This is a genomic window from Streptomyces sp. NPDC104761, assembly GCF_055583445.1.
The window spans coordinates 59,706-86,525 of record NZ_JBVJNZ010000010.1 but is presented as its reverse complement, the minus strand read 5'-3'; the positions used below and the strand labels follow the sequence as shown (position 1 = coordinate 86,525).

Annotated in this window: 23 protein-coding genes and 1 pseudogene; 13 read left to right on the top strand and 11 right to left on the bottom strand. The window is 72.1% G+C overall.

Annotation, left to right across the window (positions count from 1 at the left end; genetic code table 11):
• Positions 1–41 precede the first annotated feature (41 nt).
• The 5 genes from ACZ63F_RS26155 to ACZ63F_RS26135 form a co-directional block, all read right to left on the bottom strand.
• The gene (locus tag ACZ63F_RS26155; protein ID WP_469714121.1) at positions 42–308 is read right to left on the bottom strand and encodes a hypothetical protein; all 267 of its coding nucleotides are present in this window, start codon (positions 306–308) and stop codon (positions 42–44) included.
• A gap of 184 nt (positions 309–492) precedes the next feature.
• Entirely contained in the window at positions 493–1,143 is a 651-nt protein-coding gene (locus tag ACZ63F_RS26150) for a hypothetical protein (RefSeq protein ID WP_351956489.1), read from the bottom strand.
• A 78-nt stretch (positions 1,144–1,221) separates the two neighbouring features.
• Positions 1,222–3,669 (bottom strand): dolichyl-phosphate beta-glucosyltransferase, encoded by a 2,448-nt coding sequence (locus ACZ63F_RS26145; protein WP_469714118.1) that lies wholly within the window; start codon positions 3,667–3,669, stop codon positions 1,222–1,224.
• Entirely contained in the window at positions 3,666–4,367 is a 702-nt protein-coding gene (locus ACZ63F_RS26140; RefSeq protein ID WP_469714116.1) for a GntR family transcriptional regulator, read from the bottom strand. The genes ACZ63F_RS26145 and ACZ63F_RS26140 overlap by 4 nt, the downstream gene beginning before the upstream one ends.
• A 255-nt stretch (positions 4,368–4,622) precedes the next feature.
• A complete protein-coding gene (locus ACZ63F_RS26135) occupies positions 4,623–5,981 on the bottom strand; it encodes an aminotransferase class III-fold pyridoxal phosphate-dependent enzyme (protein WP_469714114.1) in 1,359 nt (452 codons plus the stop codon).
• 209 nt (positions 5,982–6,190) lie between these two features.
• Between ACZ63F_RS26135 and ACZ63F_RS26130 the strand changes: the two genes are divergently transcribed.
• Positions 6,191–7,981 carry a serine/threonine-protein kinase gene (locus tag ACZ63F_RS26130; protein WP_469714112.1) on the top strand — a complete coding sequence of 597 codons (1,791 nt, stop codon included), beginning with the start codon at positions 6,191–6,193 and terminating at the stop codon, positions 7,979–7,981.
• A gap of 22 nt (positions 7,982–8,003) precedes the next feature.
• Here ACZ63F_RS26130 and ACZ63F_RS26125 read toward each other — a convergent pair whose 3' ends face one another.
• The gene (locus ACZ63F_RS26125) at positions 8,004–9,158 is read right to left on the bottom strand and encodes a Gfo/Idh/MocA family protein (protein WP_469714110.1); all 1,155 of its coding nucleotides are present in this window, start codon (positions 9,156–9,158) and stop codon (positions 8,004–8,006) included.
• A gap of 521 nt (positions 9,159–9,679) precedes the next feature.
• The gene (locus ACZ63F_RS26120) at positions 9,680–10,432 is read right to left on the bottom strand and encodes an SLATT domain-containing protein (protein WP_469714107.1); all 753 of its coding nucleotides are present in this window, start codon (positions 10,430–10,432) and stop codon (positions 9,680–9,682) included.
• Between the two features lie 306 nt (positions 10,433–10,738).
• On the opposite strand from ACZ63F_RS26120, the gene ACZ63F_RS26115 reads away from it, so the two are divergent.
• From ACZ63F_RS26115 to ACZ63F_RS26105, 3 genes are all read left to right on the top strand, one after another.
• On the top strand, positions 10,739–11,083 hold the full coding sequence (locus ACZ63F_RS26115) for a YbaB/EbfC family nucleoid-associated protein (protein WP_352361332.1): 345 nt from the start codon (positions 10,739–10,741) through the stop codon (positions 11,081–11,083).
• 93 nt (positions 11,084–11,176) lie between these two features.
• The gene (gene recR, locus ACZ63F_RS26110; protein WP_093500254.1) at positions 11,177–11,776 is read left to right on the top strand and encodes a recombination mediator RecR; all 600 of its coding nucleotides are present in this window, start codon (positions 11,177–11,179) and stop codon (positions 11,774–11,776) included.
• Positions 11,769–12,434: a DUF5063 domain-containing protein gene (locus tag ACZ63F_RS26105; RefSeq protein WP_469714103.1), complete on the top strand. Its 666-nt coding sequence runs from the start codon at positions 11,769–11,771 to the stop codon at positions 12,432–12,434. The genes recR and ACZ63F_RS26105 overlap by 8 nt, the downstream gene beginning before the upstream one ends.
• A gap of 26 nt (positions 12,435–12,460) precedes the next feature.
• Here the strand turns inward: ACZ63F_RS26105 and ACZ63F_RS26100 are convergent, their stop codons facing one another.
• Positions 12,461–13,183, bottom strand: coding sequence for a TSUP family transporter (locus ACZ63F_RS26100; RefSeq protein ID WP_469714101.1), 723 nt, complete (start codon positions 13,181–13,183; stop codon positions 12,461–12,463).
• Positions 13,184–13,451: 268 nt separating this feature from the next.
• Between ACZ63F_RS26100 and ACZ63F_RS26095 the strand changes: the two genes are divergently transcribed.
• The 4 genes from ACZ63F_RS26095 (at position 13,452) to ACZ63F_RS26080 (ending at position 18,220) form a co-directional block, all read left to right on the top strand.
• Complete coding sequence (locus ACZ63F_RS26095; RefSeq protein WP_352361221.1) at positions 13,452–14,723, top strand: aspartate kinase; 1,272 nt, start codon at positions 13,452–13,454, stop codon at positions 14,721–14,723.
• Complete coding sequence (locus ACZ63F_RS26090; protein ID WP_469714099.1) at positions 14,720–15,799, top strand: aspartate-semialdehyde dehydrogenase; 1,080 nt, start codon at positions 14,720–14,722, stop codon at positions 15,797–15,799. Before ACZ63F_RS26095 ends, ACZ63F_RS26090 begins: the two co-directional genes overlap by 4 nt.
• Before the next feature lie 487 nt (positions 15,800–16,286).
• Positions 16,287–16,964, top strand: coding sequence for a SigE family RNA polymerase sigma factor (locus tag ACZ63F_RS26085; RefSeq protein ID WP_469714097.1), 678 nt, complete (start codon positions 16,287–16,289; stop codon positions 16,962–16,964).
• Positions 16,965–17,083: 119 nt separating this feature from the next.
• Positions 17,084–18,220 carry a hypothetical protein gene (locus ACZ63F_RS26080; RefSeq protein WP_469714095.1) on the top strand — a complete coding sequence of 379 codons (1,137 nt, stop codon included), beginning with the start codon at positions 17,084–17,086 and terminating at the stop codon, positions 18,218–18,220.
• Positions 18,221–18,245: 25 nt separating this feature from the next.
• Here ACZ63F_RS26080 and ACZ63F_RS26075 read toward each other — a convergent pair whose 3' ends face one another.
• The gene (locus ACZ63F_RS26075) at positions 18,246–19,040 is read right to left on the bottom strand and encodes an SURF1 family protein (protein ID WP_469714093.1); all 795 of its coding nucleotides are present in this window, start codon (positions 19,038–19,040) and stop codon (positions 18,246–18,248) included.
• A 172-nt stretch (positions 19,041–19,212) separates the two neighbouring features.
• Here ACZ63F_RS26075 and ACZ63F_RS26070 point away from each other — a divergent pair, with 172 nt between their 5' ends.
• Entirely contained in the window at positions 19,213–21,021 is a 1,809-nt protein-coding gene (locus ACZ63F_RS26070; RefSeq protein WP_469714091.1) for a S9 family peptidase, read from the top strand.
• Between the two features lie 306 nt (positions 21,022–21,327).
• On the opposite strand, the gene ACZ63F_RS26065 is transcribed toward ACZ63F_RS26070, so the two are convergent.
• The gene (locus ACZ63F_RS26065; RefSeq protein ID WP_469714549.1) at positions 21,328–23,238 is read right to left on the bottom strand and encodes an NAD-binding protein; all 1,911 of its coding nucleotides are present in this window, start codon (positions 23,236–23,238) and stop codon (positions 21,328–21,330) included.
• Positions 23,239–23,409: 171 nt separating this feature from the next.
• Here ACZ63F_RS26065 and ACZ63F_RS26060 point away from each other — a divergent pair, with 171 nt between their 5' ends.
• Positions 23,410–24,453 carry a permease gene (locus tag ACZ63F_RS26060; protein ID WP_469714089.1) on the top strand — a complete coding sequence of 348 codons (1,044 nt, stop codon included), beginning with the start codon at positions 23,410–23,412 and terminating at the stop codon, positions 24,451–24,453.
• On the top strand, positions 24,450–25,235 hold the full coding sequence (locus ACZ63F_RS26055; protein ID WP_469714087.1) for a TIGR03943 family putative permease subunit: 786 nt from the start codon (positions 24,450–24,452) through the stop codon (positions 25,233–25,235). The genes ACZ63F_RS26060 and ACZ63F_RS26055 overlap by 4 nt, the downstream gene beginning before the upstream one ends.
• A 23-nt stretch (positions 25,236–25,258) precedes the next feature.
• Here ACZ63F_RS26055 and ACZ63F_RS26050 read toward each other — a convergent pair whose 3' ends face one another.
• Positions 25,259–25,435, bottom strand: coding sequence for a hypothetical protein (locus tag ACZ63F_RS26050; protein ID WP_469714566.1), 177 nt, complete (start codon positions 25,433–25,435; stop codon positions 25,259–25,261).
• Between ACZ63F_RS26050 and ACZ63F_RS26045 the strand changes: the two are divergent.
• A pseudogene (locus ACZ63F_RS26045) lies at positions 25,382–25,939 on the top strand (MmyB family transcriptional regulator). The gene ACZ63F_RS26050 and the pseudogene ACZ63F_RS26045 overlap by 54 nt on opposite strands.
• Positions 25,940–26,089: 150 nt before the next feature.
• A complete protein-coding gene (locus tag ACZ63F_RS26040; RefSeq protein ID WP_469714547.1) occupies positions 26,090–26,794 on the top strand; it encodes a Crp/Fnr family transcriptional regulator in 705 nt (234 codons plus the stop codon).
• The last annotated feature ends 26 nt before the right edge of the window (positions 26,795–26,820 follow it).

Below are 26,820 nucleotides of genomic sequence, written 5' to 3'. Positions count from 1 at the left end.
TGAATACGCGGCTCACGGCCGCCTAAGTGGTGCGTGCCGGGCTACCGGCCGCCGCCCCAACCGCAGTCGGAACCGATGTCGGTGAACTGCGCACCCGGGCTGCCCTCACCGTTGATGAGGTTGGCGGCGAGCCCGTTGAGGATGCCCACCTCGCCGAGGACGTCGAGGTCCAGGTCGTGGGACCGGCAGCCACCGTGACCGCCGTACGCGTGCTGCTGCGCCGGCAGGGCGGTGGCCGGAACGGTACCCATGAAGCCGACGCCACCGATGATGGCGATCACGGCGGCTGCCTTGTGGAGCTTGCGCATGTTCTCCTCCTTGAGCTGAATGGGAGCGCGTCGGTCATACGATCTGATAAGCGCTCATTTCGGAGCCTAGATCGACATCTCGCACCGCGCTCTTCGGAGGAGCCATACGGGGACACGGCATCCGGGTGACTTTCCGTCAGTGTGACTCGGCGTCAGGGTGACCGGTCGTCAGGATGCCCCGCCGTCAGCTGAAGACGATCATCGACCCCTGGGCCAGGCTGCGGGTCGCCGCCGCGTGCAGGCCAAGCCACACGTGCCGTTCCCGCGCGAACGGGCTCGGGTCGTAGGGGGCGGGGACCGCCGGTTCCTCCAAGTCGGTGGGGGCGGCCGGGGGTTGCGGCGGGGCCGGGGGGTTCGCCGGGTCGATGCCGATCGACGGGGCGACGTACTCCAGCTCGCGCAGCAGGGCGTGGGAGGAGCCCAGCGGGCCGCCGCTGGCGAGGAGTTCATCGCTGGAGAGCGGGTTCGGGAAGTCGACCGGGACGTAGGCGCCCGCGTGGTCGTAGTGCCAGACCAGGTGCGACTGCTGGGCCGTCGACTCGAACATCTCCAGGAGCTGCTCGTAGTCGCCGCCGAGGTCGTCGACGGGGGAGACGGGCAGACCGCAGACCTGGAGGAGGTAGGCGCGGCGGAGGAAATGCAGGGCGTCGTAGTCGAAGCCGGCCACGGGTGCGACCTCGCCGGACAGGCCCGGCATGTACTGGTACACCGGCACCGGGGGCAGCCCGGCCTCGGCGAGCACCTTGTTGTATTGCGCGAGTTCCTCGGCGAACGGATTGTCGGGGGTGTGGCACAACACGTCGACGAGCGGTACCAGCCAGAGGTCACAGGCCAAAGAGGGCTCCTCATATCAGGGCGTTCACAGCAAGTGCTCAGCTAGGTGGTCAGGGAAGAGTAGTCCGTGCGGCGCCGGTCAGCTCCCCCCGTGCAGGTCCCATACCCAGACCCCACCGGTCCACTTACCGGGTTTTCCGGTCAGGGCCTCCACCGCCTGTCGTAGTTTCTCGTCATTGGGTTGCGGGGCGACCACCAGGACCCCCGCCTTCCAGTAGGCGAAGTCCTTCCTGGCCTGTGCCCGCCAGTTCTTGCCGATCACCGGGACCTTCCCGCCGTAGCGAACGTCCCGCAGCATGCTGGACGTGTAGCGCGGGACGGCGCCGTAGATGCCGGCGCGGTCGGCGCCGTACGGGCCGTTGAAGTAGCCGCCGGGGAGCTTGAAGCCGAGGTGGGCGCTGGTCTGCCAGTGCAGGGCCTCCGCGTAGCCGGGATCCGGGAGCGGGAGGGGGACGAGGGACTCGCCCTTGCCGACGTACGACTTCCACATGCCGCTGCTGATGAACTCCGGGACCGCCTCCCGCTGCTCGGACTTGAGCGGGGCCGGGACGATCGGGAGCAGGGCCACGGCGACGGCGAGCAGGCCGAAGTACTGGGCGCCGACGCGGTGGGTGGCGAGGATCTTCTCCAGGGCGAGCGCGAGCAGGATGCCCAGCGCGGGGGCGCAGATCATCGCCACCCGGCCCTCGATGACGGACTCGAAGAGCGGGAACTTGCGGACCAGCGCCCAGGGGCCCGGATACACCGTCTCCGTCAGCGGGATGCGGATCTGCGGGCCCATGGACAGCACGGCCGCGGCGACGGAGGTGAACGCCAGCGCCTTGACCAGCGGCCGCTCCCACAGCCGTACGACGATCCCGAACGCGACCAGGACCAGCGGCCAGCCGTAGAAGGCGTTCTGCTCGGTGGGGTTGAGGGACAGCTCGTTGGCGCGGGCCGCGTCGCCGTAGAGCAGCGAGCGTTCGGCGAAGGCGAGCAGGGAGAGGGGGCTGTTTCCGGCGTTGTCGCCGTGCAGGACGCTGTGGTAGCTCTGCGGGCCCGTGAACTGCCAGTACAGCGGGAACGCGACCAGGGGGAGGCAGACCGTCCCGGCGATGAGCAGGCCCTTGCCCAGCGGGCGCCAGGCCTGCCTCGCCACCCGCGGACGTGCGACGGCGTAGGCGAGGGCGAACAGCGTCATGCCCAGGGCCGCCAGCAGGAACGGCTCCTCGCCCAGGAAGACCTGGTACGCCGCCATCAGGCCGAGCACGATCCCGTCCCGCCGCACCCGGGCGCCGGTCACGAGGCGCAGGGCGCGGTCGATGATCAGCGGGATCATGAACAGGATCACGAAGTTGGGGTGCGCGTTGGCGTGGCTGACCATCGGCGGCGCGAAGGCCGCGAGGGCCGCTCCGACGAAGGCGGCACCCCGGTGCCGCACCGCCCGCTTCACGATCAGCCAGTACCAGGCGACCGCGGTCGCGGCGAGCCCCAGTGCCATGCAGACGGAGAGCGAGACGGCCGGTCCGGCCATGAGGGTCAGCGGGGCGAACGGGACCGACAGGCCCAGCATGACCGTGTTGGCCATGAGGTTGACGCCGTCGGGGAAGTTCTGGAAGTCGGAGAAGAGCGGGTTGCGCAGATGCGCGAGGTTGTCCGCGGTCACCGCGAAGAACCACTCCCACTGGTTCTGGTCCTGGATGGAGTCGGTGAGGTAGCGGTGGTCCGGGTCGAAGAAGCGGCCCGAGTACAGGGCGACGGAGAGGACAAGGAAGAGGAACGTGACCAGGAGGTCGGCCGGGCGGAGGCGGCGCAGCCGCAGCCGGGCGAGGTCGGCGAGGACCTTGGGGTAGTCCAGCGGGCCCACCTTCGAGCCGGGCTGGTGGCTCCAGCGGACCGGGACCTCGCTGACCGGGTGGCCGGCGCGGTGCAGGTGCTGGAGCACCTCCACGTCGATGCCCCAGCCGTCGAGCCGGGAACCGGCGAAGGCCTCGCGGGCGAGATCGCCGTCGAAGAGCTTGAACCCGCACTGGGTGTCCCTGAGACCCGGCACGGCGGTGGCGCGTATCAGGAGGTTCCCGGCGCGGCCCAGCAGCTCGCGCAGCCGGTGCTGGTGGGCGGCTATCTCCGCGCCCGGCACCGCCCGCGAACCGATCGCCGCCGCGCCGCCCTCGCTGAGCGCCTTGTCCAGCCGTTCCAGCTCCTCGATCGGCGCCGCGAGGTCGGCGTCGGTGACCAGCACGCGGCTGCCGGCGGACGCGGCCACGCCCAGGCGCAGGGCGCTGCCCTTGCCCCGGTTGCGGCCGGCGGCGACCAGCCGGACGCGCGGATGCCGTAAGGCCGCGACCTCGCGGGTCCCGTCCGTCGAGCCGTCGTCGGAGACGATCACTTCCCAGGAACCGAAGCGGCTCTCGTTGTCGGCGAGGTAGCGGGTGACGGCGTCGAGGGTCGGGCCGAGCCGCTCCTCCTCGTTGTACGCCGGGATGACGACGGAGAGGTCGACGGTCTCCCTGTCCTCGTCCGCACAGCTCTCCGTGGGCGCGGTCATCCGTTCTTCTCCGCCAGTCGCTCGATCAGGGCGAGGGAGTGCGTGTTGTACGCGGCGACGACCCCCCGCGCCGCCTCGGTGTCGCGGCGGGACAGCGCGTCGACCAACTCGGTGTGCCGGGACCACAGATACCCGCGTAGATCGGGCAGCCGACGCAGATGCCGCACGGCGCACACCCAGGACTGCACGCGCAGGCGGTGCAGGAAGTCGGCGAGGTAGGGGTTGCCGAAGAGGGCGGACAGCTCCCGCCAGAAGCGGAGGTCGTAGCCGATGAGGACGGTCAGGTCACCGGCGGCCGCGGCGCGCTGCGCCTCCTCGCCGCGCCGCCGGACCGCGGCCAGGGCGGCGGCGACCCGGGGCTCCTCGGGATCCTTGAAGGCGGGGTGCAGGCCGTCGGCGAGGGCATGGAACATGCCGTCGGTGACCAGACTGCGGGCCTCGATCATGCCCCGGTAGTCGGCGAGCGTGTACTCCGGCACCCGGAAGCCGCGGTGCTGGTCGGCGTCGAGGATGCCCTGTGCGGACAGGTCGACCAGCGCCTCGCGGACCGGCGTGGCGGAGACCCCGTACTGCTCGGCGATCTCCTTGACCGTGAACTCCCGGCCCGGCTGGAGCCGCCCGGCGAGCACCTCGTCACGGAGCGCGTCCGCGATCTGCTGGCGCAGGGTACTGCGGGTCACAGCGCCGTTGCCGGGCATCGTGGGGTGCCTCTCCTCACGCGTTCGGGTGACGTGCTCGCTTACACGTACATGTACGAGCACGCCACCTTACGCGTTCGGGTTCCGCGAGTACTCCTTCCGTGTCCGCGAAGCTACCCGTGGGTCTTTTCTACGGCTCCTGTGGGCTGCCTGTGCTTCAGCGCCCCGTCAGGGGCGCTGGGGGTACCCCCAGCCGAAGGCTGGGGGGAGGAACTGCGCGCCCAGCCCCCACCCACCCGCACCCGAGACCCGGCCTCACGCCACCGTGAACTCGTCGGCCACGCTCAGCGCAGCGTCCAGCGCGGCGAACCCTTCCTTCAGCTCCGCCTCACTCACATTGCACGGCGGCACGACATGCGTCCGGTTCATGTTCACGAACGGCCACAGCCCGTGCTCCTTCGCCGCCGCCCCGAACGCGGCCATCGCCGCGTTCGCCTCCCCGGCCGCGTTGTACGGCACCAGCGGCTCCCGGGTCTCCCGGTTCCGCACCAGGTCGAGCGCCCAGAACATGCCGACCCCGCGGACCTCGCCGACGCTCGGGTGCCGCTCGGCGAGCGCGGCCAGCGCGGGTCCGACGACCTCGGCCCCCAGCCGCTTCGCGTTCTCGACGACCCCTTCCTCCGCCATCACGGTGAGGGTGGCGACGGCGGCGGCGCAGGCCAGCGGATGCCCGGAGTAGGTCAGCCCGCCCGGGTAGGGCCGCTTGCCGAAGGTCTCGGCGATCTTCTGGCCGATGGCCACCCCGCCGAGCGGCACGTATCCGCTGTTCACGCCCTTGGCGAAGGTCATCAGGTCGGGGACGACGCCGAACAGGTCGGCGGCGAACCACTCGCCGGTCCGCCCGAACCCGGCCATCACCTCGTCCAGGACGAAGACGATCCCGTACTTGTCGCAGATCTCCCGGACACCGGCGAGGTACCCGGCCGGCGGCACCATGATCCCGGCGGTCCCGGGGATGGTCTCCAGCACGATGGCCGCGACGGTCGCCGGCCCCTCGAAGGCGATGGTCGTCTCCAGGTGCTCAAGGGCCCGCGCGGTCTCCTGCTCCTCGGTCTGCGCGTAGAAGCGGGAGCGGTAGAGGAAGGGCGCCCAGAAGTGCACGACCCCGGCGGCGGCACCGTCGGAGGCCCAGCGGCGCGGGTCGCCGGTGAGGTTGATCGCCTGCTGGGTGCCGCCGTGGTACGAGCGGTAGGCGGACAGCACCTTCGGACGGCCCGTGTGCAGCCGGGCCATGCGCACCGCGTGCTCGACGGCGTCCGCGCCGCCGTTGGTGAAGAAGATCTTGTCGAGATCGCCCGGCGTGTGCTCGGCGATCAGCCGGGCCGCCTCCGACCGCGCCTCGACGGCGAAGGCGGGCGCGAAGGTCGTCATCTTCGCGGCCTGCTCCTGGATGGCCGCGACGATCTTCGGGTGCTGGTACCCGACGTTGGTGAAGACGAGCCCGCTGGTGAAGTCCAGGTAGCGCCGGCCGTCGTAGTCCCAGAAGTACGACCCCTCGGCGCCGGCCACGGCAAGCGGGTCGATGAGGTCCTGCGCGGACCAGGAGTGGAAGACATGCGCACGATCGGCCGCCTTCACGGCGGCGCCGGCCTGGGGATTGGGCTGAGGGGTCATGCGGGGGAGCGTAGGAGCGGCCGGTACGGGAGCGGTATCGGCGACCTGTTCCGTGGTCAGGGGGATTCCGCGACAGACTGTCCACAGCCTGGGGACATGTCCTGCGGCCGGTCCCTGTTACGTAACCGTAGACATGGCGTCGCGCGATCCCCGGAAGGGCCGCATTATTCTCGGCTCGATCACAAGTGTGAGCGAGGGGCGGATCTGCCATGGAGAAGCTGGGGCCGGGGGATCCGCAGCACATCGGGAGCTACCGGCTGCTGGCCCGGCTGGGCGCGGGCGGGATGGGGCACGTGTACCTCGCCCGGTCGGAGCGCGGCCGTACCGTCGCCGTGAAGCTGGTGCGGTCCGAACTCGCCGAGCACGAGGAGTTCCGGGCGCGCTTCCGGCAGGAGGTCCGCAACGCGCAGCGGGTCGGCGGGTTCTGGACCGCGCCGGTACTCGACGCCGACACCGAGGCCGCCGTGCCCTGGGTGGCCACCGGCTATGTCGCCGGGCCGAGCCTGCAGCGGGTCGTCGAGCACGACCACGGGCCGCTGCCCGAGCGGTCGGTGCGCATCCTCGCCGCCGGGCTCGCGCACGCGCTGGGCAACATCCACGCGGCCGGGATCGTGCACCGGGACCTCAAGCCGTCCAACGTGATGCTCACGATAGAGGGACCGCGGGTCATCGACTTCGGCATCGCGCGGGCGCTGGAGACGCTGCCCGGCGAGCGGCTCACCCAGACCGGCTCGCTCCTCGGCTCGCCCGGATTCATGGCCCCCGAGCAGGTGCGCGGCGACCGGATCACCCCGGCCTGCGACATCTTCTGCCTCGGCTCGGTGCTCGCCTACGCGGCCACCGGCCGGCTTCCCTTCGGGGCCACGGAGGGCGGCGCGCACGCCCTGATGTTCCGGATCGCCCAGGAGGACCCCGACCTCTCCGGCCTCCCCGAGGACATCGCCGACGTGGTCCGCGACTGCCTGCGCAAGGACCCGGCGGCCCGTCCGTCCCTCGACGCGATCCTGGCCCGGACGGGAGCGGGCGACACCGTCTGGGAGGGCCGCTCGAGGGACCCCTGGCTGCCGGGCGCCCTGGTGGCCCAACTCGGCCGCCACGCCGTCGAGTTGCTGGAGGTGGAGGACCCGACGGTCCACGGGGCGCTGCACGGGGTGACACGTCACGGGACGCAAGGGCCGGCAGACCCGGGGGCGCGGGGAACTGCGCGACCGGCCACGAACCACCCGCGGCCGACGCTCGACCCGCCGTCCCCGGAACACGCCCCCGCCCACCCGGCCTACGGCTACCCGAACCAACCCCACCAGCACCCCCAGTCGGTGCCGTACAACCCGTACAACCCCTACAGCGAGGCCGCCCCCGAACCCGCCCCCGACTCCACCCAGATCTATCCGCCCGTCCCCCCGCCCCCGCTGTACGACCCCCTCCCCGCCGACGAGCCCCGCCGCACCACCCGCTCCACCGCGCTCCTCGTCACCGTCGCCCTGATCGTGCTGCTGGCCGCGGGCGGCTCCGTCTATGCGCTCATGAACAGCGGCGGCGACGACGGCACGGACGCCAAGGCGGGCGGCGGGACCACCTCCGCCCCCGCGGCCACAGCCCCGACCACCGCCGCGGAGCCGACGCCCAGCGAGTCGCCCTCCTCCTCGGCCGCCCCCGAGGGCACGGTCCCGAGCGGCTTCCTCGGTTCCTGGGCCACCTCGATAGACAACGACACCGGCCACAACACCCGCGAACTGTCCATCCGCCAGGGTGCCGTGGGCGACACGGTCCTCACCCTGGTCGCGGACGGCCCCGGCTACCACTGTGAGTTCGCGGCGAAGCTCGCGGGGAAGCCGGGCTCGGACGGCCCGCTGGAGATCGGCCCCTCCACGGTCACGGCGGGCAAGCCCCGGTCGTCGTGCACCGCCGGACAGGCCACCGAGGTGACCCTGCTGCCGGGCGGCAAGCTGAAGCGCGAGACGAAGAACGGTGACGAGAGCCTGACCTACAGCAAGGAGTGAACCGCCGCCCGCACTTCGCCGGTCAGCCGAGGCTCACCCACGTCCGCTGCGCGGCCGAGCGGCTCATCGCGTCGAGGGCGGTGGCGCTGTGCACGGCGTCCTCCAGGGTCGGGCCGTAGGAGGTGCCCTCGGTGACGGACCGCAGGAAGTTGCGGGCCTCGATCACCTTGAGGTCGTCGTAGCCCATGGCGTTGGCGGCGCCGGGCTGGAAGGCGCCGTACTCGCCGTGGCCGGGGCCGACGAAGACCCTGGAGACGGGCTGGTCCTGGTAGGAGGTGCCGTGGCCGACGCCCAGCTCGCCCATCCGCCGGTAGTCCCAGAAGACGGCGCCCTTGGTGCCGTGCACCTCGAAGCCGTAGTTGTTCTGCTCGCCGACCGAGACCCGGCTGGCCTCCAGGACACCGCGGGCGCCCGAGGCGAAGCGGAGCAGGCAGTTGACGTAGTCCTCGTTCTCGACGGGGCCCAGCTCGCCGCCGGTGGCGAGGGTGTGGCCGGCGGTGGCGCCGGTGGGACGGGCGCGCTCCGGGATGAACACGGCGGTGTCGGCGGCCAGCGACTCGATGTCGCCGAGCAGGAAGCGGGCCAGGTCGACGCCGTGCGATGCGAGGTCGCCGAGGACGCCCCCGCCGCCGCGCGCCCGCTCGTACCGCCAGGTCAGGGCGCCATCGGGGTGCGCGGCGTAGTCGCTGAACAGCCGCACCCGGGCGTGCGTGACGGTCCCCAGCTCACCGGAGGCGATCAGCTCGCGGGCGTACGCGACGGCGGGGGCGTTGCGGTAGTTGAAGCCGACCGTTCCCCGCACGCCGGTCTTCGCCACCGCCTCCGCCACCGCGCGGGCGTCCTCGGCGGTCAGTCCGACCGGCTTCTCGATCCATATGTGCTTGCCGGCCTCCGCCATGGCGACGCCGATCTCACGGTGCAGGAAGTTCGGCGCGGTGATGCTCACGGCCGCCACCCGGGGGTCGGCGGCGACCTCGCGCCAGTCACGGGTCGTCGACGCGAACCCGAACTGCGCCGCGGCCTCCTCGGCCCGCCCCGGCACCTCCTCGGCCACGACCACCAGCTCGGGCCGCACGCCCAGCTGCGGGAAGTGGTGTCCCACCCGCTGATAGGCCTGCGAGTGCACCCGCCCCATCCAGCCGAATCCGACGACGGCGACGCCGAGCGTACGCACCATGGGGCTGCCCCTCCTTGGACCGTCCATAGCCTGCGTGCTCACGATGCGGCGCCGCTTCCAGAGATGTCAAGACATTCGGGCGTCCGGACAATCCAGGGTGCACCGCCGCCGTGGCTTGTCGCGCAGTTCCCCGCGCCCCTGACGGGGCGCCACAGGCCCACCCCCAGGGGCGCGAGGAACTACGCGAGCAACCACGACGGTCCGACACTGAACCACGGCGCGAACCCCCCACCCCCCTAGGGGCGCGGGGAACTGCGCGGGAAACCACGACGGTCCGACACTGAACCGTGGCGCGAAGCCCCCACCCCCCTAGGGGCGCGAGGAACTGCGCGAGCAACCACGACGGTCCGACACTGAACCACGGCGCTGAGCCCCCACCCGCCCAGGGGCGCGGGGAACTGCGCGAGCAACCAAGACGGTGCGGCGCTGAACCACGGCGCGAAGCCCCCACCCGCCCAGGGGCGCGGGGAACTGCGCGAACACCCCCGCGCCGCCGCACCGGAACGGCCGCGCGCACCAGCTCACCGCGGCTCCGGTGGCCGCTGCCGAGGCATGTTCGGTCGTGCCCCGTTAGGGCCCGGCAGCGGAAAGCGGCCGTTCAGGTGACCGGCGTCCGCCCGCGGCCCCGCCGCCACCGTCGCCTGCATGCCCAGCGGCGCCGGCCCTGTCCGGAACTCCACCATCCAGTCGGCCGTCTCCGTACGGACCAGCTCGGTCACGTCCTCCGAGAACCTCCGCAGCACCGCCAGGCACCGCTCGGCCGCCTCGCTCGCCGTACCCTCCGCCGGCCCCAGCACCTCCCGCACGCTCTCCGACGCCCAGTCGAACTGCAGCACCTGCAGCCGACGCTGCACGGCCTGCGCGGTCGCCATGTCCCTTATCCACCCGGACGTCACCCCGAAGAACCGGTCGATGCCGACGCAGGACACCGCCAGCAGCAGCGCGAGATACCCCCACGGCGCGACGCCGCCCACCACCCCGGTGAGGTCGAGGAGCGGCAGCGCCGCCCCGAGCGTCGCCCCCACCGCCGCCCCGCACCGCAATGCCCGTGCCCCGCGCCGCTTCCAGATCCGGTCCGCCAGATACCAGCGGGACGTCTCCAGCGCCCCGCGCTCCACCCACCGGTACAGCTCGTCCAGCCGCTCGGCCGGCTCGCCCCAGTCCCCGAGCGGCAACGCCCGCCCGGCCAGATCGCCCGGCCGCAGTCCGGCCGCACCCTCGCCGCCCCGCCCGTCCTGAGGCAGTCCCTCGGGCTGCATCTCCGGCTGACCCACCCGGCACTCCCTAACTGATCCCGAACCGATCCCGACCGGTCACGTTCCGTGACACCAGAACTGCCACCGGTCCCCACATTCGACCTGGCGCTGGACCTGACAATGGATGCTGACGACGGGAACCCTTCCTACCGCCCAATGGGTGGCGAAGGCTGTCTTTCGCCTCTTTTCCGCCCGGAAGTGGGCCTTGATCAGGTATAGGGCCGCCAGGAATCTCACTCGAAAGAGTGGCGGGGCGATGGCTGCGTCAACCACGTAGGCTCATGCACAACAGAGAAAAATCCGGACCCGACCCAGGAGCTGATCGTGATCCCCGGTGGTGGCCAGCCCAACATGCAGCAGTTGCTCCAGCAGGCCCAGAAGATGCAGCAGGACCTGGCACGGGCCCAGGAGGAGCTGGCGGGCACGGAGGTCGAAGGACAGGCCGGCGGCGGCCTGGTACGGGCCACCGTGACCGGTTCCGGCGAGCTGCGCGCGCTGAAGATCGACCCGAAGGCGGTGGACCCGGAGGACACCGACACCCTCGCCGACCTGATCGTCGCGGCCGTCCAGGCGGCCAACGAGAACGCCCAGACGCTCCAGCAGCAGAAGCTCGGCCCGCTGGCGCAGGGCCTGGGCGGCGGCAGCGGCATCCCCGGCCTGCCGTTCTGATGTTCGTCGCCCGCGCGTCACCCGTACCGCCTTCCTAGGACAGGCGGCAGCCAACTACCGTACGTACCGAAAGACTCCAGGAAGGGCAGTCCGTTGTACGAAGGCGTGGTCCAGGACCTCATCGACGAGCTGGGGCGGTTGCCCGGCGTCGGTCCGAAGAGCGCGCAGCGGATCGCCTTCCACATCCTGCAGGCGGAGCCGACGGACGTACGGCGTCTCGCGCAGGCTCTCCTGGAGGTGAAGGCGAAGGTCCGCTTCTGCGCGACCTGCGGCAACGTGGCACAGGAGGAACTGTGCAACATCTGCCGCGACACCCGCCGCGACCCGACGGTGATCTGTGTGGTGGAGGAGCCGAAGGACGTCGTCGCGATCGAGCGCACGCGTGAGTTCCGCGGCCGGTACCACGTGCTCGGCGGCGCGATCAGCCCGATCGAGGGCGTCGGCCCCGACGACCTGCGGATAAGGGAGCTGCTGGCCCGCCTGGCCGACGGCACGGTGACCGAGCTGATCCTCGCCACGGACCCGAACCTGGAGGGCGAGGCGACCGCCACCTACCTCGCCCGCATGATCAAACCCATGGGCCTGAAGGTCACCCGCCTGGCCAGCGGCCTCCCGGTGGGCGGCGACCTGGAATACGCGGACGAGGTCACGCTCGGCCGCGCCTTCGAGGGGAGACGACTCCTAGATGTCTGACGCCACGCTGCACGCGACCGCGCAGAACCCCGACGACTTCGCGGTCCAGATCGCCGACCAGGTGGAGAGCTTCCTGGTGGCCGTGACGGAGGTGTCCAAGGGCGACGAGCCTGGCTCGACGGTGCCCTTCCTCCTCCTGGAGGTCTCCCAGCTGCTGCTGGCCGGCGGCCGTCTCGGCGCGCACGAGGACATCGTTCCCGACGAGCGCTACGAGCCGGACCTGGGCCCGGAGCCGGACGTCGACCTGCTCCGCGAGAACTTCGGACGCCTCCTCGACCCCGTGGACGTCTACTCCGAGGTCTTCGACCCGTACGAGCCCCGCAAGGCGCCCGTCCCGGCCCGGATCTCGGACGACCTGGCCGACATCATCACCGACCTCCGCCACGGCATGGCCCACTACCGCGCGGGCCGCACCACGGAGGCCCTGTGGTGGTGGCAGTTCTCCTACTTCTCCAACTGGGGCCCCACCGCCTCCGCCGTCCTGCGCGCGCTGCAGTCCGTCCTGATCCACGTCCGCCTCAACCAGCCCCTGGAGGAACTGGACGGCCTCGACACCGACCAGGCCACCATGGGCGACGAGACCCTGGAGTTCGAGGCGGGCCAGGTCATGCAGCAGGAGATCGGCGGCCCGCTGGGCGCGCGGTCCTCCTCCGCCTAGGTCCCCGGGGCCGGGCAGCGCCGCCGTCAGGACAGCGTCCACACCCCCTTCACGACTGCCGTCACCCCGCCCGTCAGGGCCAGGGCGAGGACCAGGCGGCGGGCGTGGTGCTCCGGCATGCGGCCGGCCACCGCCGTGCCCAGGGCCCCGCCGGCCGCCATCGCCGCGGCCACCGCGGCCCACTGCGCGCCGCTCAGCCCCGGCACCCCGTTCGCCGTCACCGAGAAGGCGTTGACGACCACGCCGTAGAACTGGGCGTTCGGGACGAACTCCCGTACCGTCCAGCCCGCGTTGAGGGCGTAGAGGGAGACCGGCGGGCCGCCGACGCCCGCCGCCGAGTTCATGAAGCCGCCCACCGCGCCGGCCGTCAGCGCGCCGCCCCGGCCGCCGAGGGCGGGGAGGCGGGCGCCGCGCATCACCAGGAGCACGGCCGCGGTGACCAGGGCGCCCATGGCCAGGAGGAGGGCCGGCGGGGGGAGTTGGCGGGTCAGCCAGGTGCCCGCCGGGACCGTGCAGGCGGCCGCCGCGCACAGCGGCACCATCGCGGCCGGGCGGACCCGGCGCCAGCCGCCCGCCAGGCCCACCACACTGATCGCGCCGGCCGCGCAGTTGGCGAGCGCGACGCCCTCGGCGGGCCCGAGGAGGAGGATCAGGGCCGGTACGGCGACCAGCGCGAACCCCATGCCCGTCAGCCACTGCACGCTCGCGCCCAGCAGCACGGTGCCGGAGAGCAGGATGAGAGCCGTCATGGTGCACCTGCCTACACCAACGGTCCGGGCGGCCGTCCCGCCCGGTGCCGGAACGCGTGGACGACCCGGGTCCGGCTCCTGGCACCCCGTTCGAAGGGACAAGAAGGGTCAATGTGAGGCAGGGCACTTTTCGCGTGGTCTGCTGTCCGCTGGGCAGGTTCCGGTCGCGAGCGGCGAGGTCCCGCGGTCTCACCATGCGGGAGCAGGCCGGTGGAATTCGGACGCTCGTTAAACTGAGCCGACACAACAAACCGAGCGAGGAGCGCACGTGGGCCTTGTCGTGCAGAAGTACGGAGGCTCCTCCGTTGCCGATGCCGAGGGCATCAAGCGCGTCGCCAAGCGAATCGTGGAAGCGAAGAAGAACGGCAACCAGGTGGTTGTCGTCGTTTCCGCGATGGGCGACACGACGGACGAGCTGATCGATCTCGCCGAGCAGGTATCCCCGATGCCTGCCGGGCGTGAGTTCGACATGCTGCTGACCGCCGGAGAGCGTATCTCCATGGCACTGCTGGCCATGGCGATCAAAAACCTGGGTCACGAGGCCCAGTCGTTCACCGGCAGCCAGGCAGGCGTCATCACCGACTCGGTCCACAACAAAGCCCGGATCATCGACGTCACGCCGGGGCGGATCAGGACGGCGCTGGACGAGGGCAACATCGCGATCGTGGCCGGGTTCCAGGGCGTCAGCGCGGACAAGAAGGACATCACCACGCTGGGGCGCGGCGGGTCCGACACGACCGCCGTGGCCCTCGCCGCCGCGCTGGACGCCGAGGTCTGCGAGATCTACACCGACGTCGACGGTGTGTTCACCGCCGACCCGCGCGTGGTGAAGAAGGCGCGGAAGATCGACTGGATCTCCTTCGAGGACATGCTGGAGCTCGCCGCCTCCGGTTCCAAGGTGCTCCTCCACCGCTGTGTGGAGTACGCGCGCCGTTACAACATCCCGATCCACGTCCGGTCCAGCTTCAGCGGACTGCAGGGCACGTGGGTCAGCAGCAAGCCGATTGGGGACAAGAAGGTGGAACAGGCCATCATCTCCGGTGTCGCGCACGACACCTCCGAGGCCAAGGTCACGGTCGTCGGGGTGCCCGACAAGCCGGGCGAGGCCGCCGCCATCTTCCGGACCATCGCCGATGCCGAGATCAACATCGACATGGTCGTGCAGAACGTGTCCGCCGCCGCCACCGGCCTGACGGACATCTCCTTCACGCTCCCCAAGACCGAGGGCCGCAAGGCCATCGACGCGCTGGAGCGCAACCGGGCGGGCATCGGCTTCGACTCGCTGCGCTACGACGACCAGATCGGCAAGATCTCGCTGGTCGGCGCGGGTATGAAGACCAACCCGGGGGTCACCGCGTCGTTCTTCGAGGCGCTCAGCGACGCCGGGGTCAACATCGAGCTGATCTCGACCTCGGAGATCCGCATCTCGGTCGTCACCCGGGCCGACGACGTGCCGGAGGCCGTGCGCGCCGTGCACACCGCCTTCGGTCTCGACTCCGACACCGACGAGGCCGTGGTCTACGGAGGCACCGGCCGATGACCGGCAAGCCGGCGCTCGCGGTCGTGGGTGCGACCGGGGCCGTCGGCACGGTGATGCTCCAGATCCTGTCCCAGCGGGCCGACGTCTGGGGCGAGATCCGCCTGGTCGCCACCCCGCGCTCGGCCGGCCGCAAGCTGACCGTGCGCGGGGTCGAGGTCGAGGTCGTCGCGCTCTCGGAGGAGGCCTTCGACGGGATCGACGTCGCGATGTTCGACGTGCCCGACGAGGTGTCCGCGCGCTGGGCGCCCGTCGCCGCCGCCAAGGGTGTCGTCGTGGTGGACAACTCCGGCGCCTTCCGGATGGACCCGGAGGTGCCGCTGGTCGTCCCCGAGGTCAATCCGCACTGCGCCCGCAACCGGCCGCGCGGGATCATCGCCAACCCCAACTGCACCACCCTGTCGATGATCGTCGCCCTGGGCGCGCTGCACGCCGAGTTCGGGCTGCGCGAGCTGGTGGTGTCGTCGTACCAGGCGGTGAGCGGGGCCGGGCGGGCCGGTGTGGAGACGCTGCGGGCCCAGCTGTCCATGGTCGCCGGTACCGAGCTGGGCACCAAGCCCGGTGACGTACGGCGCGCGGTCGGGGACCTGACGGGGCCGTTCCCGGAGCCGGTCGCGCTCAACGTCGTACCGTGGGCCGGGTCGCTGCGGGAGGACGGCTGGTCGTCGGAGGAGATGAAGGTGCGGGACGAGTCCCGCAAGATCCTCGGGCTGCCGAAGCTGCCGGTCGCGGTGACGTGCGTGCGGGTGCCGGTGGTCACCACGCACTCCCTGACGGTGCACGCCCGCTTCCAGGGCGAGGTCACCGTCGACAAGGCCCGGGAGATCCTCGACACGGCCCCGGGCGTCGTCCTCTTCGACAACCCGGCCGCCGGGGAGTTCCCGACGCCCGCCGACGTGGTGGGCACCGACCCGACCTGGGTCGGCCGGGTGCGGCGGGCACTCGACGACCCGACCGCGCTGGAACTCTTCGTGTGCGGGGACAACCTGCGCAAAGGGGCCGCGCTGAACACCGCGCAGATCGCCGAGCTGGTGGCGGCGGAACTGACCGGCCGTTCAGGTGGGGCGGATTCCGCGTAAACACCCGCTGACCACGGCAAACGGCCTGGGAGGCGCCCTGGGTGGGAGCGGGCCCATGGGTAGGATCCGCGTAAGAAATGTGTCACGAAGCATGGTCCAAACCACTTGAACCGGGGCCCGTCCGCGTTCGAAGATTTTCCTCCCCGTCCTCCGCAACCATGCGGGCGGCGGGGAGCGTCTTTGCGGTCGCCCACTTACCGGGCGCTTACGCAACCGGGCCTTGGGGGCGCGGGGACGCATGATCCTGGCGTGGGGACGCCGTGATCGGGGCGTGGGGACGCCCGTTCATCATGGGACACAAGGGAAGAGCGGGACGCATGGCGGCATTTGATACACCGTCGAGTGTGCTGCCGGACGCGCGCGGGACGGTACCGAACGCGCCGGCCGGCCCACCCGGCGGCCCCGGCATGCGCCCGTCCGGAACGTCCGACGCAAAAGTGATGCCCGGCACGTACAACCCCGCCGGGGGTAGCCGTGTCCAACTTGCGTGGCAGAGGTACTCGAACTCAGTGCGCCCCGCGGCGCGACGGCCCTGCGGCCGCCCCGCGCCGGTCTGCGCCCCCGCACGCCCGGCGCGCCCGGCGGCATGCCGGTGATCGCGCCCATGCCCGCAGCGCGGCCCACCCGCATACCCAGCCAGCGCGACGGCGCCGAGGAGGCGACGGCGGCGGCCGGTACCACCGTCGACCACCTCACCGAGACCTACCGGGCGCACTACCGTTCGCTCCTCGGTCTCGCCGCGCTCCTCCTCGACGACACCGCCTCCTGCGAGGACGTCGTCCAGGAGGCGTTCATCCGCGTCCACTCCGCCCGCAAACGCGTCCGCGACCCGGAGAAGACCCTGGCCTACCTGCGCCAGACGGTCGTCAACCTCTCCCGCTCCGCGCTGCGCCGCCGCATCCTCGGCCTCAAGCTCCTCTCCAAGCCGATGCCGGACGCGGCCAGTGCCGAGGAGGGCGCCTACGACCAGCTGGAGCGGCGCGACCTGATCAAGGCGATGAAGGGCCTGCAGCGCCGCCAGCGCGAGGTCCTCGTCCTGCGCTACTTCGCCGACATGACCGAGGCCCAGGTCGCCGAGACGCTCGGCATCTCGCTGGGCTCGGTGAAGGCGTACGGCTCGCGCGGCATCGCGGCGCTACGGGTGGCGATGGAGTCGGCGGCATGACGGAGAGCCCCCAGGGAGGCGACTCGCATGATCGCCACGAGCCCTACGCCTGGCACGAGCCGACACCGGAACGGCACCACGAGCAAGAGCACACGCAATCGCACGCTGGGAACGGAACTGTGAACGACGGCCCCGACGACAAGGGCCCCGAGGGCCTGGAGCAGGGCCCCGAAGGGCTCCGGAGCGGGCTCGGCCCCGGCTTCGGGGCCGATGCCGACGGCCCTGAAGCCCTGGACGGGCTCGACACGGACGAGCTGGCCCTGCGCCGGCTCCTGCACTCCGCGGTCGACGACCTCGCCCCGCGCGACGGCAGCCTCGACCATCTGCGCCGCGCGGTGCCCGCCCGCCGGGCCCGCAAGCGGCAGGCCGCTGTCGGCATGGCCGCCGCGGCCCTGTTCATCGGCACCGCGGTCCCCGCCCTCGTGCACGTCTCCAACTCCGGCGCCCTCGACCCCAACACCTCCATCGCCGGCCAGGCCTCCCAGGCACAGGGCGGCGCCACCGGCGGCAAGAACCCCGACGGCGGCGCCAGTACCTCGGGCGGCACCGGCGGCCAGGCCACCGGCCAGAGCCCCGGCGGCACCAAGGACGGCGGCAAGAGCGAGAGCACCGGAGCCGTCTCCGGCACCAAGGTCGTCCCCACCGCCGGCGCCGCCAGCAGCGCCCCCGTCTGCACCTCGGCCCAGCTCGGCACCCCGTCCTCCACCGTCGGCGCCCCGGACTCGACGGGCGTCGTCTACGGCACCTTCCGCGTCGTCAACGTCTCGACGACGAGCTGTACCGTCGGCGGCCCCGGCAGCGTGGGCGTCCTCGCGCAGGGAGCGGCCGACGCCACCAAGATCTCCGCCGCCCGGCACGTCGCCGGCGACGCGGCGGCGGGGCTGCCCGACCCGACCAGCGAGCTCACCGGCCTGGTCCTGGCGCCCGGCGCCGCCTACGAGGAGAAGTTCGGCTTCGTCCCCTTGGAGACCTGCCCGACCAGCGGCTCCAGCACCGGCGGCTCCACCGACACCGGCGGCACCGGCGGCTCCACCGCCTCCCCGAGCCCCACCGAAGGCGCCAGCAGCAGCGCGGGTACGACCACCTCCGGGTCGGACGGCACCACCACCCAGCTGCTCACCGAGGACGGCGGCACGGCCGACGGGAGCGTCGCGGTCTCGTACACCCCGCAGGCCGGGTCCCCGACCGGCTCGGCGACGGTGACCAACGCCTGCGCGGGAACGGTCTACTGGACCGGGGTGCTGGCGGCCCAGTGACCGGCGGGACCGGCGGCGGCCGCCGTCACACGGCGGTCGGCTGCTGGGCTTCCTCTTCCGGGTCCGGGACCAGGCCGAGCGCCGCGTCCCGGGCGAACTCCACCTCGCGGCGCAGCAGCCGGAACCACATGAACACAACGAACCCCGCGAACACGAACCACTCACCGGTGTAGCCGAGGTTCTGGAACGCCTTCAGGTCGAGCCCCGAGTTGTCCGGCGCGGTCGCCGGTACGGCCGTCATCCCCGAGTCGGCCTTCTCCAGGGTGATCCACGCGTCGTACACCGGGTACGGCACCAGGTTCACCAGCGAGGCCGCGCTGATCGCCGCCGTCTGCCCGGCCGGCAGCCCGCCCTGGTTGCTGACGCCGTCGTCCCCCGGCGTCTCGGACGCCTGCAGCGCGCCGGTGACGGTGACCTGGCCTGCGGGCGGGGCCGGCACCTTGGCGGCGTCCGCCTTGCCGGGCAGCCAGCCGCGTACGACGGGCAGGGCCTTGCCGGAGCCGGTGCGCAGCAGGGTCAGGACGTAGAAGCCGTTCTTGCCGTCGACCTGGCGGTCGGGCACCAGCAGCTGCTTGTCGTACCGGCCGGTGACCGTGGCCCGCTTGCCGGAGGTCGACTGGTCGACGGGCAGCAGGTCGGCAAGGGGCCGGGCCGCCTCCGTTTTCGCCGTCTCGACCTGCTCGTCGGCGCTGCGATGCGCCTGGACCCGCGCCTCGAAGCGGCTCAGCTGCCACGACCCCATGAAGATGCAGAACGGGATGGCGAGCAGCACGAAGACGTTGATGCCCCACCAGCGGGGTGTCAGCAGAAAGCGGTACACGCCGTCCACGGTACGGGGCGGTTCATGACGGTTTACGGGCGGGGTGGGAGCGTGCCGTCGGGTGTGCGGGCCCCGACGCCCACCTGGAGGTTCGCAAAGTTATCCACAGGCCGTGGACTCCCGGCGACGCAATGTGGGCGGGGACGGGCAGTATGGGGCCATGACTGCGGCCATGAGTGAGAGCGACATGCCGGACTGGGAGAAGCGCTTCCGCGCCCCTCGGGTCTCCCTGCCGGACTGGGCGGAGGACGCCCCCGACCGTTCCCTGTTCGTGTCGAACGCGACGGGGACGTACGAGCTGTACGCCTGGGACCGCGCGAGCGGAGAGCAGCGCCAGGCGACGAACCGGCCGAACGGCACGACGGACGGGCTGCTCTCCCCGGACGGCGCGTGGATCTGGTGGTTCGACGACAAGGACGGCGACGAGTTCGGCGTCTGGCGCCGCCAGCCCTTCGGCGGCGGCGCGGACGAGGAGGCGACGCCGGGCCTGGCGCCCTCGTACCCCTCGGGCCTGGCGCTGGGCCGGGACGGCCGCACGGCGGTCGTGGGCCGCTCCACGGATGACGAGGGCACGACGATCTACCTGGTCAGAACGGGTGAGGAGCCGCTGGAGATCTACCGGCACGCCGAGTCCGCGGGCGTCGGCGACTTCTCCCACGACGGCTCGCTGATCGCGATCGAGCACACCGAGCACGGCGACGCCATGCACTCGGCGCTGCGGGTGGTACGCCCGGACGGTTCGACGGTCGCCGAGCTGGACGACACCCGGGGCGGCACCGAGGAACTGGGCCTGGAGGTGCTGGGCTTCGCCCCCGTCGACGGCGACCCGCGGCTGCTCATCGGCCACCAGCGGCGGGGCCGCTGGGAGCCCCTGGTCTGGGACGTCGTCTCCGGCACGCAGACGGACCTGACCCTCGACCTGCCGGGCGACGTGAGCGCGGAGTGGTACCCGGACGGCAGTGCGCTGCTCATCGCGCACAGCCACAAGGCACGCAGCGACCTGTTCCGCTACGACCTGGCCACGCGCGAGCTGACCCGCATCCCGACTCCGCCGGGCTGCGTCTCCGGGGCCACGGCCCGCCCCGACGGCACCGTCGAGTACCTCTGGTCGTCGGCCGCCGAGCCGCCGGTGGTCCGCTCCACGACCGGCGAGGTGGTCCTGGACCCTCCGGGCATGAAGTGCCCCCCTTCCGTCCCGGTCTCGGACGCGTGGGTGGAGGGCCCCGGCGGCGTCATCCACGCCCTGATCCAGAAGCCGGCCGGCGCCGTCGGCCCCCTCCCCACCGTCTTCGACCTGCACGGCGGCCCGACCTGGCACGACAGCGACAGCTTCGCGGCGGGGCCGGCGGCCTGGGTCGACCACGGGTACGCGGTGGTCCGCATCAACTACCGCGGCTCCACGGGGTACGGACGGGCCTGGACGGACGCGCTGAAGCACCGGGTGGGCCTGATCGAGCTGGAGGACGTGGCGGCGGTGCGGGACTGGGCGGTCGAGTCCGGCCTCGCCGACCCCGAGCGGCTGGTCCTGACCGGCGGGTCCTGGGGCGGCTACCTCACGCTCCTCGGCCTGGGCACCCAGCCGGAGTCCTGGGCGGTGGGCATCGCGGTCGTCCCGGTCGCCGACTACGTCACGGCGTACCACGACGAGATGGAGGCCCTGAAGGCGATGGACCGCACGCTGCTGGGCGGCACGCCGGAAGAGGTCCCCGACCGCTTCGCCGCCTCCTCCCCGCTCACCTACGTCGACGACGTCAAGGCACCCGTCTACATCTCGGCCGGCCTCAACGACCCCCGCTGCCCCATCCGCCAGATCGACAACTACGTCAACCGCCTCGCCGCCCGCTCGGCCCCCCACGAGGTCTACCGCTACGACGCCGGCCACGGCTCCCTCGTGGTCGACGAACGCATCAAGCAACTCCGCCTGGAAATGGAATTCGCCGAACGCCACCTCACGCCTACGGCGACAGCGCCGACGGACTGACCCCGCTTTCCCACCCACCCACCCGACTCGGATTCTCGAGAAGCGAGGCCCTCACCCGCGCGCCCCCGCTAAGGGGCACTGCCGAGCAGGCGGCACTGAAGCGCCCCGTCAGGGGCGCGGGGAACTGCGCGGGGGGCAACCACGACGGTGCGGCACCGGACCGCGGCGCGGTGGGCCCGGTCAGGGCGCGGGGCCCTGTCGAGAACGCGGCACTCGAGCGCCCCGAAAGGGGCGCGGGGAACTGCGCGCTCAGCCCCCGTGCGGCCGCGCGTGCCCCCGTCACCGCAACCCACCCACCCCCGCCCCTCAGCCGAGCGAGTCGGGTGGGTGGGTGGGCGAGGCACGGTGGCCGGACAGTTCCGCCAGACCCCGGCGGGTGGCGACCACCACCACCCGGTCCCCGCCCCGCAACACGTACTCCCCGTCCGCGACCCCCTGCCGGCCCTCGAGCGCCAGCACCCGCCACGCCCCCGCCCGAAACGCCCCCGCCACCGTCCGCCCCTCCAACTGCGGATGCCCGCCGACCCCCACCGCCGCCACCAGCAGCACCTTCCGCTCCACCGGGATCGCCCCGAGGATCTGCCGTCCCAGCATCGCCCCCGCGAAGGACGGCGCGGCCAGGTACGACACACTCCGGCTCCGGGTGACCGCGTGCGGATGCGCCGCCCGCAGCGTCCGGTACACGGCCGTCGCGAAGTCGTCGTCGTACAGCCGCAGCACCGCCGTCAGATCGGGCCGCACGGACCGCGCGTACAGCACGGCCTCCAGATTCGTGGTGTCCGCGCTGGTCACCGCGAGCAGCGCCTGCGCCCGATGGATCTTGGCTGCCTCCAGGACCCCCTCCTGGGTGACGTCCCCGAGCACCACCGGCACCCGCAGCCGCCGCGCCACCGCCAGCCCGCGCGCCTCGGGATCGGCCTCGACGCACACCACCGGCACGTGCAGCTCCCGCAGCCGCGTCAGCACGCGCGTACCGATCTTCCCCAGCCCGAGGAGCACCACATGACCACCCAGCCCCCGAGGCGGCTTGCGCAGCGCGGATGCGGTGCGGAAGGTCCCGAGCGCCTCCAGGACCGCCGCCAGCAGCACCGGCAGCAGCAGCAACCCGACCAGCCCCGACAGGAGTTGCAGGATCTGCCGGCCCACCGGTGCCCCGATCGCGGGATTGTCGATGGCGAACAGGTCGAGGAGCGTGTAGTAGAAGGCCCGTACCGGATGGATGTGCGTCACCACCGACAACGCGACCGCGAGCGCGACCACGCACCCCACGATCCCGAACAGCGACCACCTGAGCCGCCGCGAGAACAGCGAGGCGAGCGGCGGTACCACCCCGACCCCGCGCCCGGCCGGCTCGACCGTGCCCGCCGACGACGACACCTGCTCCAGCACCATCACGCCGCGCTCGCCCGCGGCCCGTACCTGCGCGTCGTCCGGCAGCAGCCGCGGCCCCCGCTCCCGGCCGCCCTCGGCCGGTTCGGGGCCGGTGCCGTTCGGGGAGAGCAGCGCCAGCGGGAACAGCCCCTGTTCGACCGCGTCCTGACCCGCGCCCGCGCCCGGCGGCAGGTCCACCGCCCGCAGCACCAGACCGTCCGTGTGGATGACCTTGCCGCGCCCGGCGAGCGCGGTGGCGGCGAGCGCGGGCGCGGCGGTGTCGGCGTCGGACAGCACGATCGTGGAGGCGTCCCCCACCGTGCCGCCGGTGCCGTCCGGGTCCCCGACCGCCAGCGCGGCCGCCTGGTCGAGGAGTTCCTCGATGTGCTGCCCCAACCGCCGGTTGTAGAGCCGCAGGACGAGCCGCAGCCGCGGATTCAGCCGGCGGGCGGTGAGGGCGGCCCGGATGTTGGTCTCGTCGTCGTCGTACACGAGGGCGAGCGCGGCGGCCCGTTCCACCCCCGCCTCCGCGAGCACCGCCTCACCGGCCTCGGCGGCCTCCAGCACCCGCTCCCCGCGCGGCCCCTCACCCGCACCGGAGACCGAGCCGGCACCGCCGGCGGCACCACCGCCACTGCCACCGCCGCCGTTCCCGCCGGTCCGTCCCACGGTCGCGCTGACCACCCGGTCGAACAGCGCCGCTGAGGCGGCCCGGGCGCGTCCGACGACCGGCGGCCGGGCGATGCGCACGTCGGGTGGTACGACGAGGGTGACCTGTTCGCCGTAGACCGTGCGCAACTCGGCGGCCAGCCGGTGCGCGAGCCCGTCGTCCCCGCACACCACCATGGGCGCCTGGACCCCACCACCCTGATACGGAACGCTCGCCACGAGGGGAAAGACTGCCTCAACGCAACGCATGGTTCCAGCAACGAAGTGAACAGCCACCCCTGACCGCCCGTAGGGAAGGGGAGGGAGCACAATCCTGGATCTGACCGAAGTGCCGGAGGTATCCGACCCGTGGCCATCACCGAGAAAGCCGCCCCGCCCGGCGCCGCGCCCGAGGGCGGGAAGCCCGGCGCCGACGCCGGCGGCAGGCCGGCCGGCCGGAAGGGCTGGCACCTCAACTCCCCGCTGGCCCTGACCCTGCTCCTCCTCCTGGTCGTCATGTTCCAGGGCCCGGTGCGCGGCGCGCTGTCGAAGCCGGTGATGCAGAGCTGGATGACGGTGTTCGTGGCGGTGGTCGTCCAGGCGCTCCCGTTCCTGGTCCTCGGCGTGCTGCTCTCCGCGGCGATCGCTGTCTTCGTCCCGCCCTCCTTCTTCGCCCGCGCCCTGCCCGGCCACCCGGCCCTCGCGGTACCGGTCGCCGGGCTGGCCGGTGTCGTGCTCCCGGGCTGCGAGTGCGCCTCGGTGCCGGTGGCCGGCGCCCTGGTCCGCCGGGGCGTCACCCCGGCCGCGGCCATCGCTTTCCTGCTCTCCGCGCCCGCGATCAACCCCATCGTGCTGACGGCGACGGCGGTCGCGTTCCCGCGCAACCCCGAGATGGTGGTGGGCCGGTTCGCCGGCAGCCTGCTGGTGGCGTGCGCGATGGGCTGGCTGTGGCAGCGGCTCGGCCGCACCGACTGGCTGCGCCTGCCGGCCCACGCGCACCACGATGGCGAGACCAAGGGCGAGGCGTTCTGGTCCTCGGTCCGGCACGACACCATGCAGGCGGGTGGCTTCCTCGTCCTCGGCGCGATGGCGGCGGCGACGCTGAAGGCGGTGGCCCCGGCGGAGTGGCTGCGCACGGCGGCCGCCAACCCGGTGGTCGCGATCCTCGCCCTGTCGGTCCTGGCCGTCCTCCTGTCCATCTGCTCCGAGGCGGACGCGTTCGTGGCGGCCTCCCTCACCCAGTTCTCGCTCACCGCGAAGCTGGCCTTCCTGATCGTGGGCCCGATGATCGACCTCAAGCTCTTCGCGATGCAGGCCGGCACCTTCGGCCGCGGCTTCGCCCTGCGCTTCGCCCCGGCCACCTTCGCGGCGGCGATCGCGGGGGCGGTCCTGACCGGGGCGGTGCTGCTGTGAACCGGCAGGCGCAGGCGGCGGTGATGTTCCTGGTCGGCGCGGCCCTGCTGCACGCGGGCACGACCGGCCTCTATCTCCGGTACGTCAAGGCGGGGCTGCAGCCGTTGCTGCTGGCGGCGGGCGCGGTCCTGATCGTCTCGGCGCTGGCGACGGCGTGGTACGAGTGGCGGCGCGCCCGCAGGCACAAGGAAGCCGCGCAGGAGGGCGTACCGGAAGCCGTACCCGACGCCGTAGGGGAAGCCGTAGCGGAGACCGGGCCCGAGGGGCACGTCCACCGCGAACCCCGCATCTCCTGGCTGCTGGTCCTCCCGCTCCTCGCCCTGATCCTCATCGCGCCGCCCGCGCTCGGCTCGTACAGCGCGATGCGCACCGGTACGGCCCTGCAACAGCCCTACGGCTACAACACGTTGCCCACGTCCGACCCGATACCGCTGAACCTGGTCGACTACGCGGGACGCGCCGTCTACGACCACGGGCGTTCGCTGGCGGGCCACCGGGTCCGGATCGCCGGCTTCGTGGCCGTCGACTCGGCCGGCACCCCGTATCTCGTCCGGATGGCGCTGAACTGCTGCGCGGCGGACGCCCAGCCGGTGAAGGTGACCCTGACCGGGAAGATCCCGCCGGTGCTCCGGCCGGACGGCTGGCTCCAGGTGACGGGCACGTACACCACCCGCGAGACACGTGACCCGGTGAACAACGGCCCGATCCCGTACCTCCGGGTCACCGAGGCCAAGCCGATCCCGACCCCGGCGGACCCGTACGACGAGACCTGGAACAACTGACGCCCGCAGGACCGCCCTCCCGCCTACCGCTCCCCGAAGAACGCGGCCAGCTTCGCGACGGCCGGGGTGACGTACTCGTCCCGGTCGTAGAGGCCGACGTGTGTCGCGCCGTCGATCCAGAACAGTTCCCTGGGGCCGGTCACCCGGTGGAACGCGGCCAGGCTCATCCAGGAGGTCACCGCCTCCCGTCCGGCGATCATCAACAGCGGGCGTGGGGCAAGCAATTCGAGGGCGTGGAAGGCGTCGAAGCCGACGATGCGGCCGACGCTGTCCCAGGTGAACTCCTCGACCTCGCGGCGCTGCCGCCGGCCGCCCGCAACCTCATCCGCCTCACGTTCCCGGACCAGGACGTCCGCGCGCTCTACGCGGACTGGCCGCGCGCGGCCCGTGAATGCGTGGCGGTCCTGCGCATGGAGGCGGGCCGCTCACCCCGCGACCCCGCCCTGACCGCCCTCGTCGCCGAACTGACCATCCACGACGAGGACTTCCGCACCTGGTGGTCCACCCACCAGGTTCGCGGCCCCCGGTAACTGACCAAGACCTACCTGCACCCGCTTGCGGGCCCCCTCACCCTCGACGTCCACCAGTTCTCCGTGGACACCCACCCCGACCAGCAACTCATCGCCTACACCCCAGCCCCCGGCTCTCCGTCCCAGGAGGCCCTGCGCTTTCTGCTGCAGTGGTCGACCACAGCTCGTCTTTAAGTGGTACCCATTCGGTCAATTCCGGCTGTGAAGCGAGAAAAACAGGCCACATGCCGTCATGCCCGTCGGCCGCACCATCCCTCGACGGCAGCATGGTCGGGCGCTTGAACGGGGCGCCGCGGCACGGGTCGGGATCGTCGGGGGTTGTTGGTGAATCACGCGTGGGCGCCGTCCACATTTCTCGGCCGGTTACGGAACACGACACGCGCGGAACTGCTCGCGCAGGGCACCCCCATCACCTACCCGGCCCACCGCACCCTGCTGCAGCAGGGCGACGAGAGCCGGCACGTGCTGCTGATCACGAGCGGTGTCGTGAAGGTCGTCGCCAGCGCGGAGAGCGGGTACGACATGCTGCTCGCCGTCCGCATAGCGGGTGACCTGGTCGGCGAGATGGCGGCCTTCGAGGAGCGCCCCCGGTCCGGCACCGTGATCGCCTGCAGCGACGTGAGCGCGCACATCGTCCAGGTGGGGACGCTGGAGACCTTCCTCACCCGGCACCCGGACGCCATGCGGGCGATCCTGCACATGCTCTGCGCCCGGCTGCGCTGGGCCAACGGGCGCCGCATCGACTTCCAGGCCTACGACTCCCTGACCCGGCTGGCCCGGGTACTGGCCGAGCTGAGCCGGGCCTACGCACAGCCCACGCCGGACGGCGACGGAAAACGGTGCGACCTCGGGGTGACGCTCACCCAGACGGAACTCGCGTCACTGGCGGGCCTGCGGCTCACCACGGCCGAAAAGAATCTGGCAACTCTGACGGCCATGGGACTGGTGGAGCGCAGTTACCGCAACATAACCATCTGTGACGTTCCGAAACTGCTTGAATTCGCCAAAGTCGTTGCCGACAACCCGTAGTGATACGGGATCACCTCGCGCGCTCT

Excerpts from the sequence above, each read along its gene's own strand:
- ACZ63F_RS26155 (WP_469714121.1), bottom strand. The coding sequence starts at position 308 with ATGCGCAAGCTCCACAAGGCAGCCGCCGTGATCGCCATCATCGGTGGC.
- ACZ63F_RS26145 (WP_469714118.1), bottom strand. The coding sequence starts at position 3,669 with ATGACCGCGCCCACGGAGAGCTGTGCGGACGAGGACAGGGAGACCGTC.
- ACZ63F_RS26140 (WP_469714116.1), bottom strand. The coding sequence starts at position 4,367 with ATGCCCGGCAACGGCGCTGTGACCCGCAGTACCCTGCGCCAGCAGATC.
- ACZ63F_RS26135 (WP_469714114.1), bottom strand. The coding sequence starts at position 5,981 with ATGACCCCTCAGCCCAATCCCCAGGCCGGCGCCGCCGTGAAGGCGGCC.
- ACZ63F_RS26130 (WP_469714112.1), top strand. The coding sequence starts at position 6,191 with ATGGAGAAGCTGGGGCCGGGGGATCCGCAGCACATCGGGAGCTACCGG.
- ACZ63F_RS26125 (WP_469714110.1), bottom strand. The coding sequence starts at position 9,158 with ATGGTGCGTACGCTCGGCGTCGCCGTCGTCGGATTCGGCTGGATGGGG.
- ACZ63F_RS26105 (WP_469714103.1), top strand. The coding sequence starts at position 11,769 with ATGTCTGACGCCACGCTGCACGCGACCGCGCAGAACCCCGACGACTTC.
- ACZ63F_RS26100 (WP_469714101.1), bottom strand. The coding sequence starts at position 13,183 with ATGACGGCTCTCATCCTGCTCTCCGGCACCGTGCTGCTGGGCGCGAGC.
- ACZ63F_RS26090 (WP_469714099.1), top strand. The coding sequence starts at position 14,720 with ATGACCGGCAAGCCGGCGCTCGCGGTCGTGGGTGCGACCGGGGCCGTC.
- ACZ63F_RS26070 (WP_469714091.1), top strand. The coding sequence starts at position 19,213 with ATGAGTGAGAGCGACATGCCGGACTGGGAGAAGCGCTTCCGCGCCCCT.
- ACZ63F_RS26065 (WP_469714549.1), bottom strand. The coding sequence starts at position 23,238 with ATGGTGGTGTGCGGGGACGACGGGCTCGCGCACCGGCTGGCCGCCGAG.
- ACZ63F_RS26050 (WP_469714566.1), bottom strand. The coding sequence starts at position 25,435 with ATGATCGCCGGACGGGAGGCGGTGACCTCCTGGATGAGCCTGGCCGCG.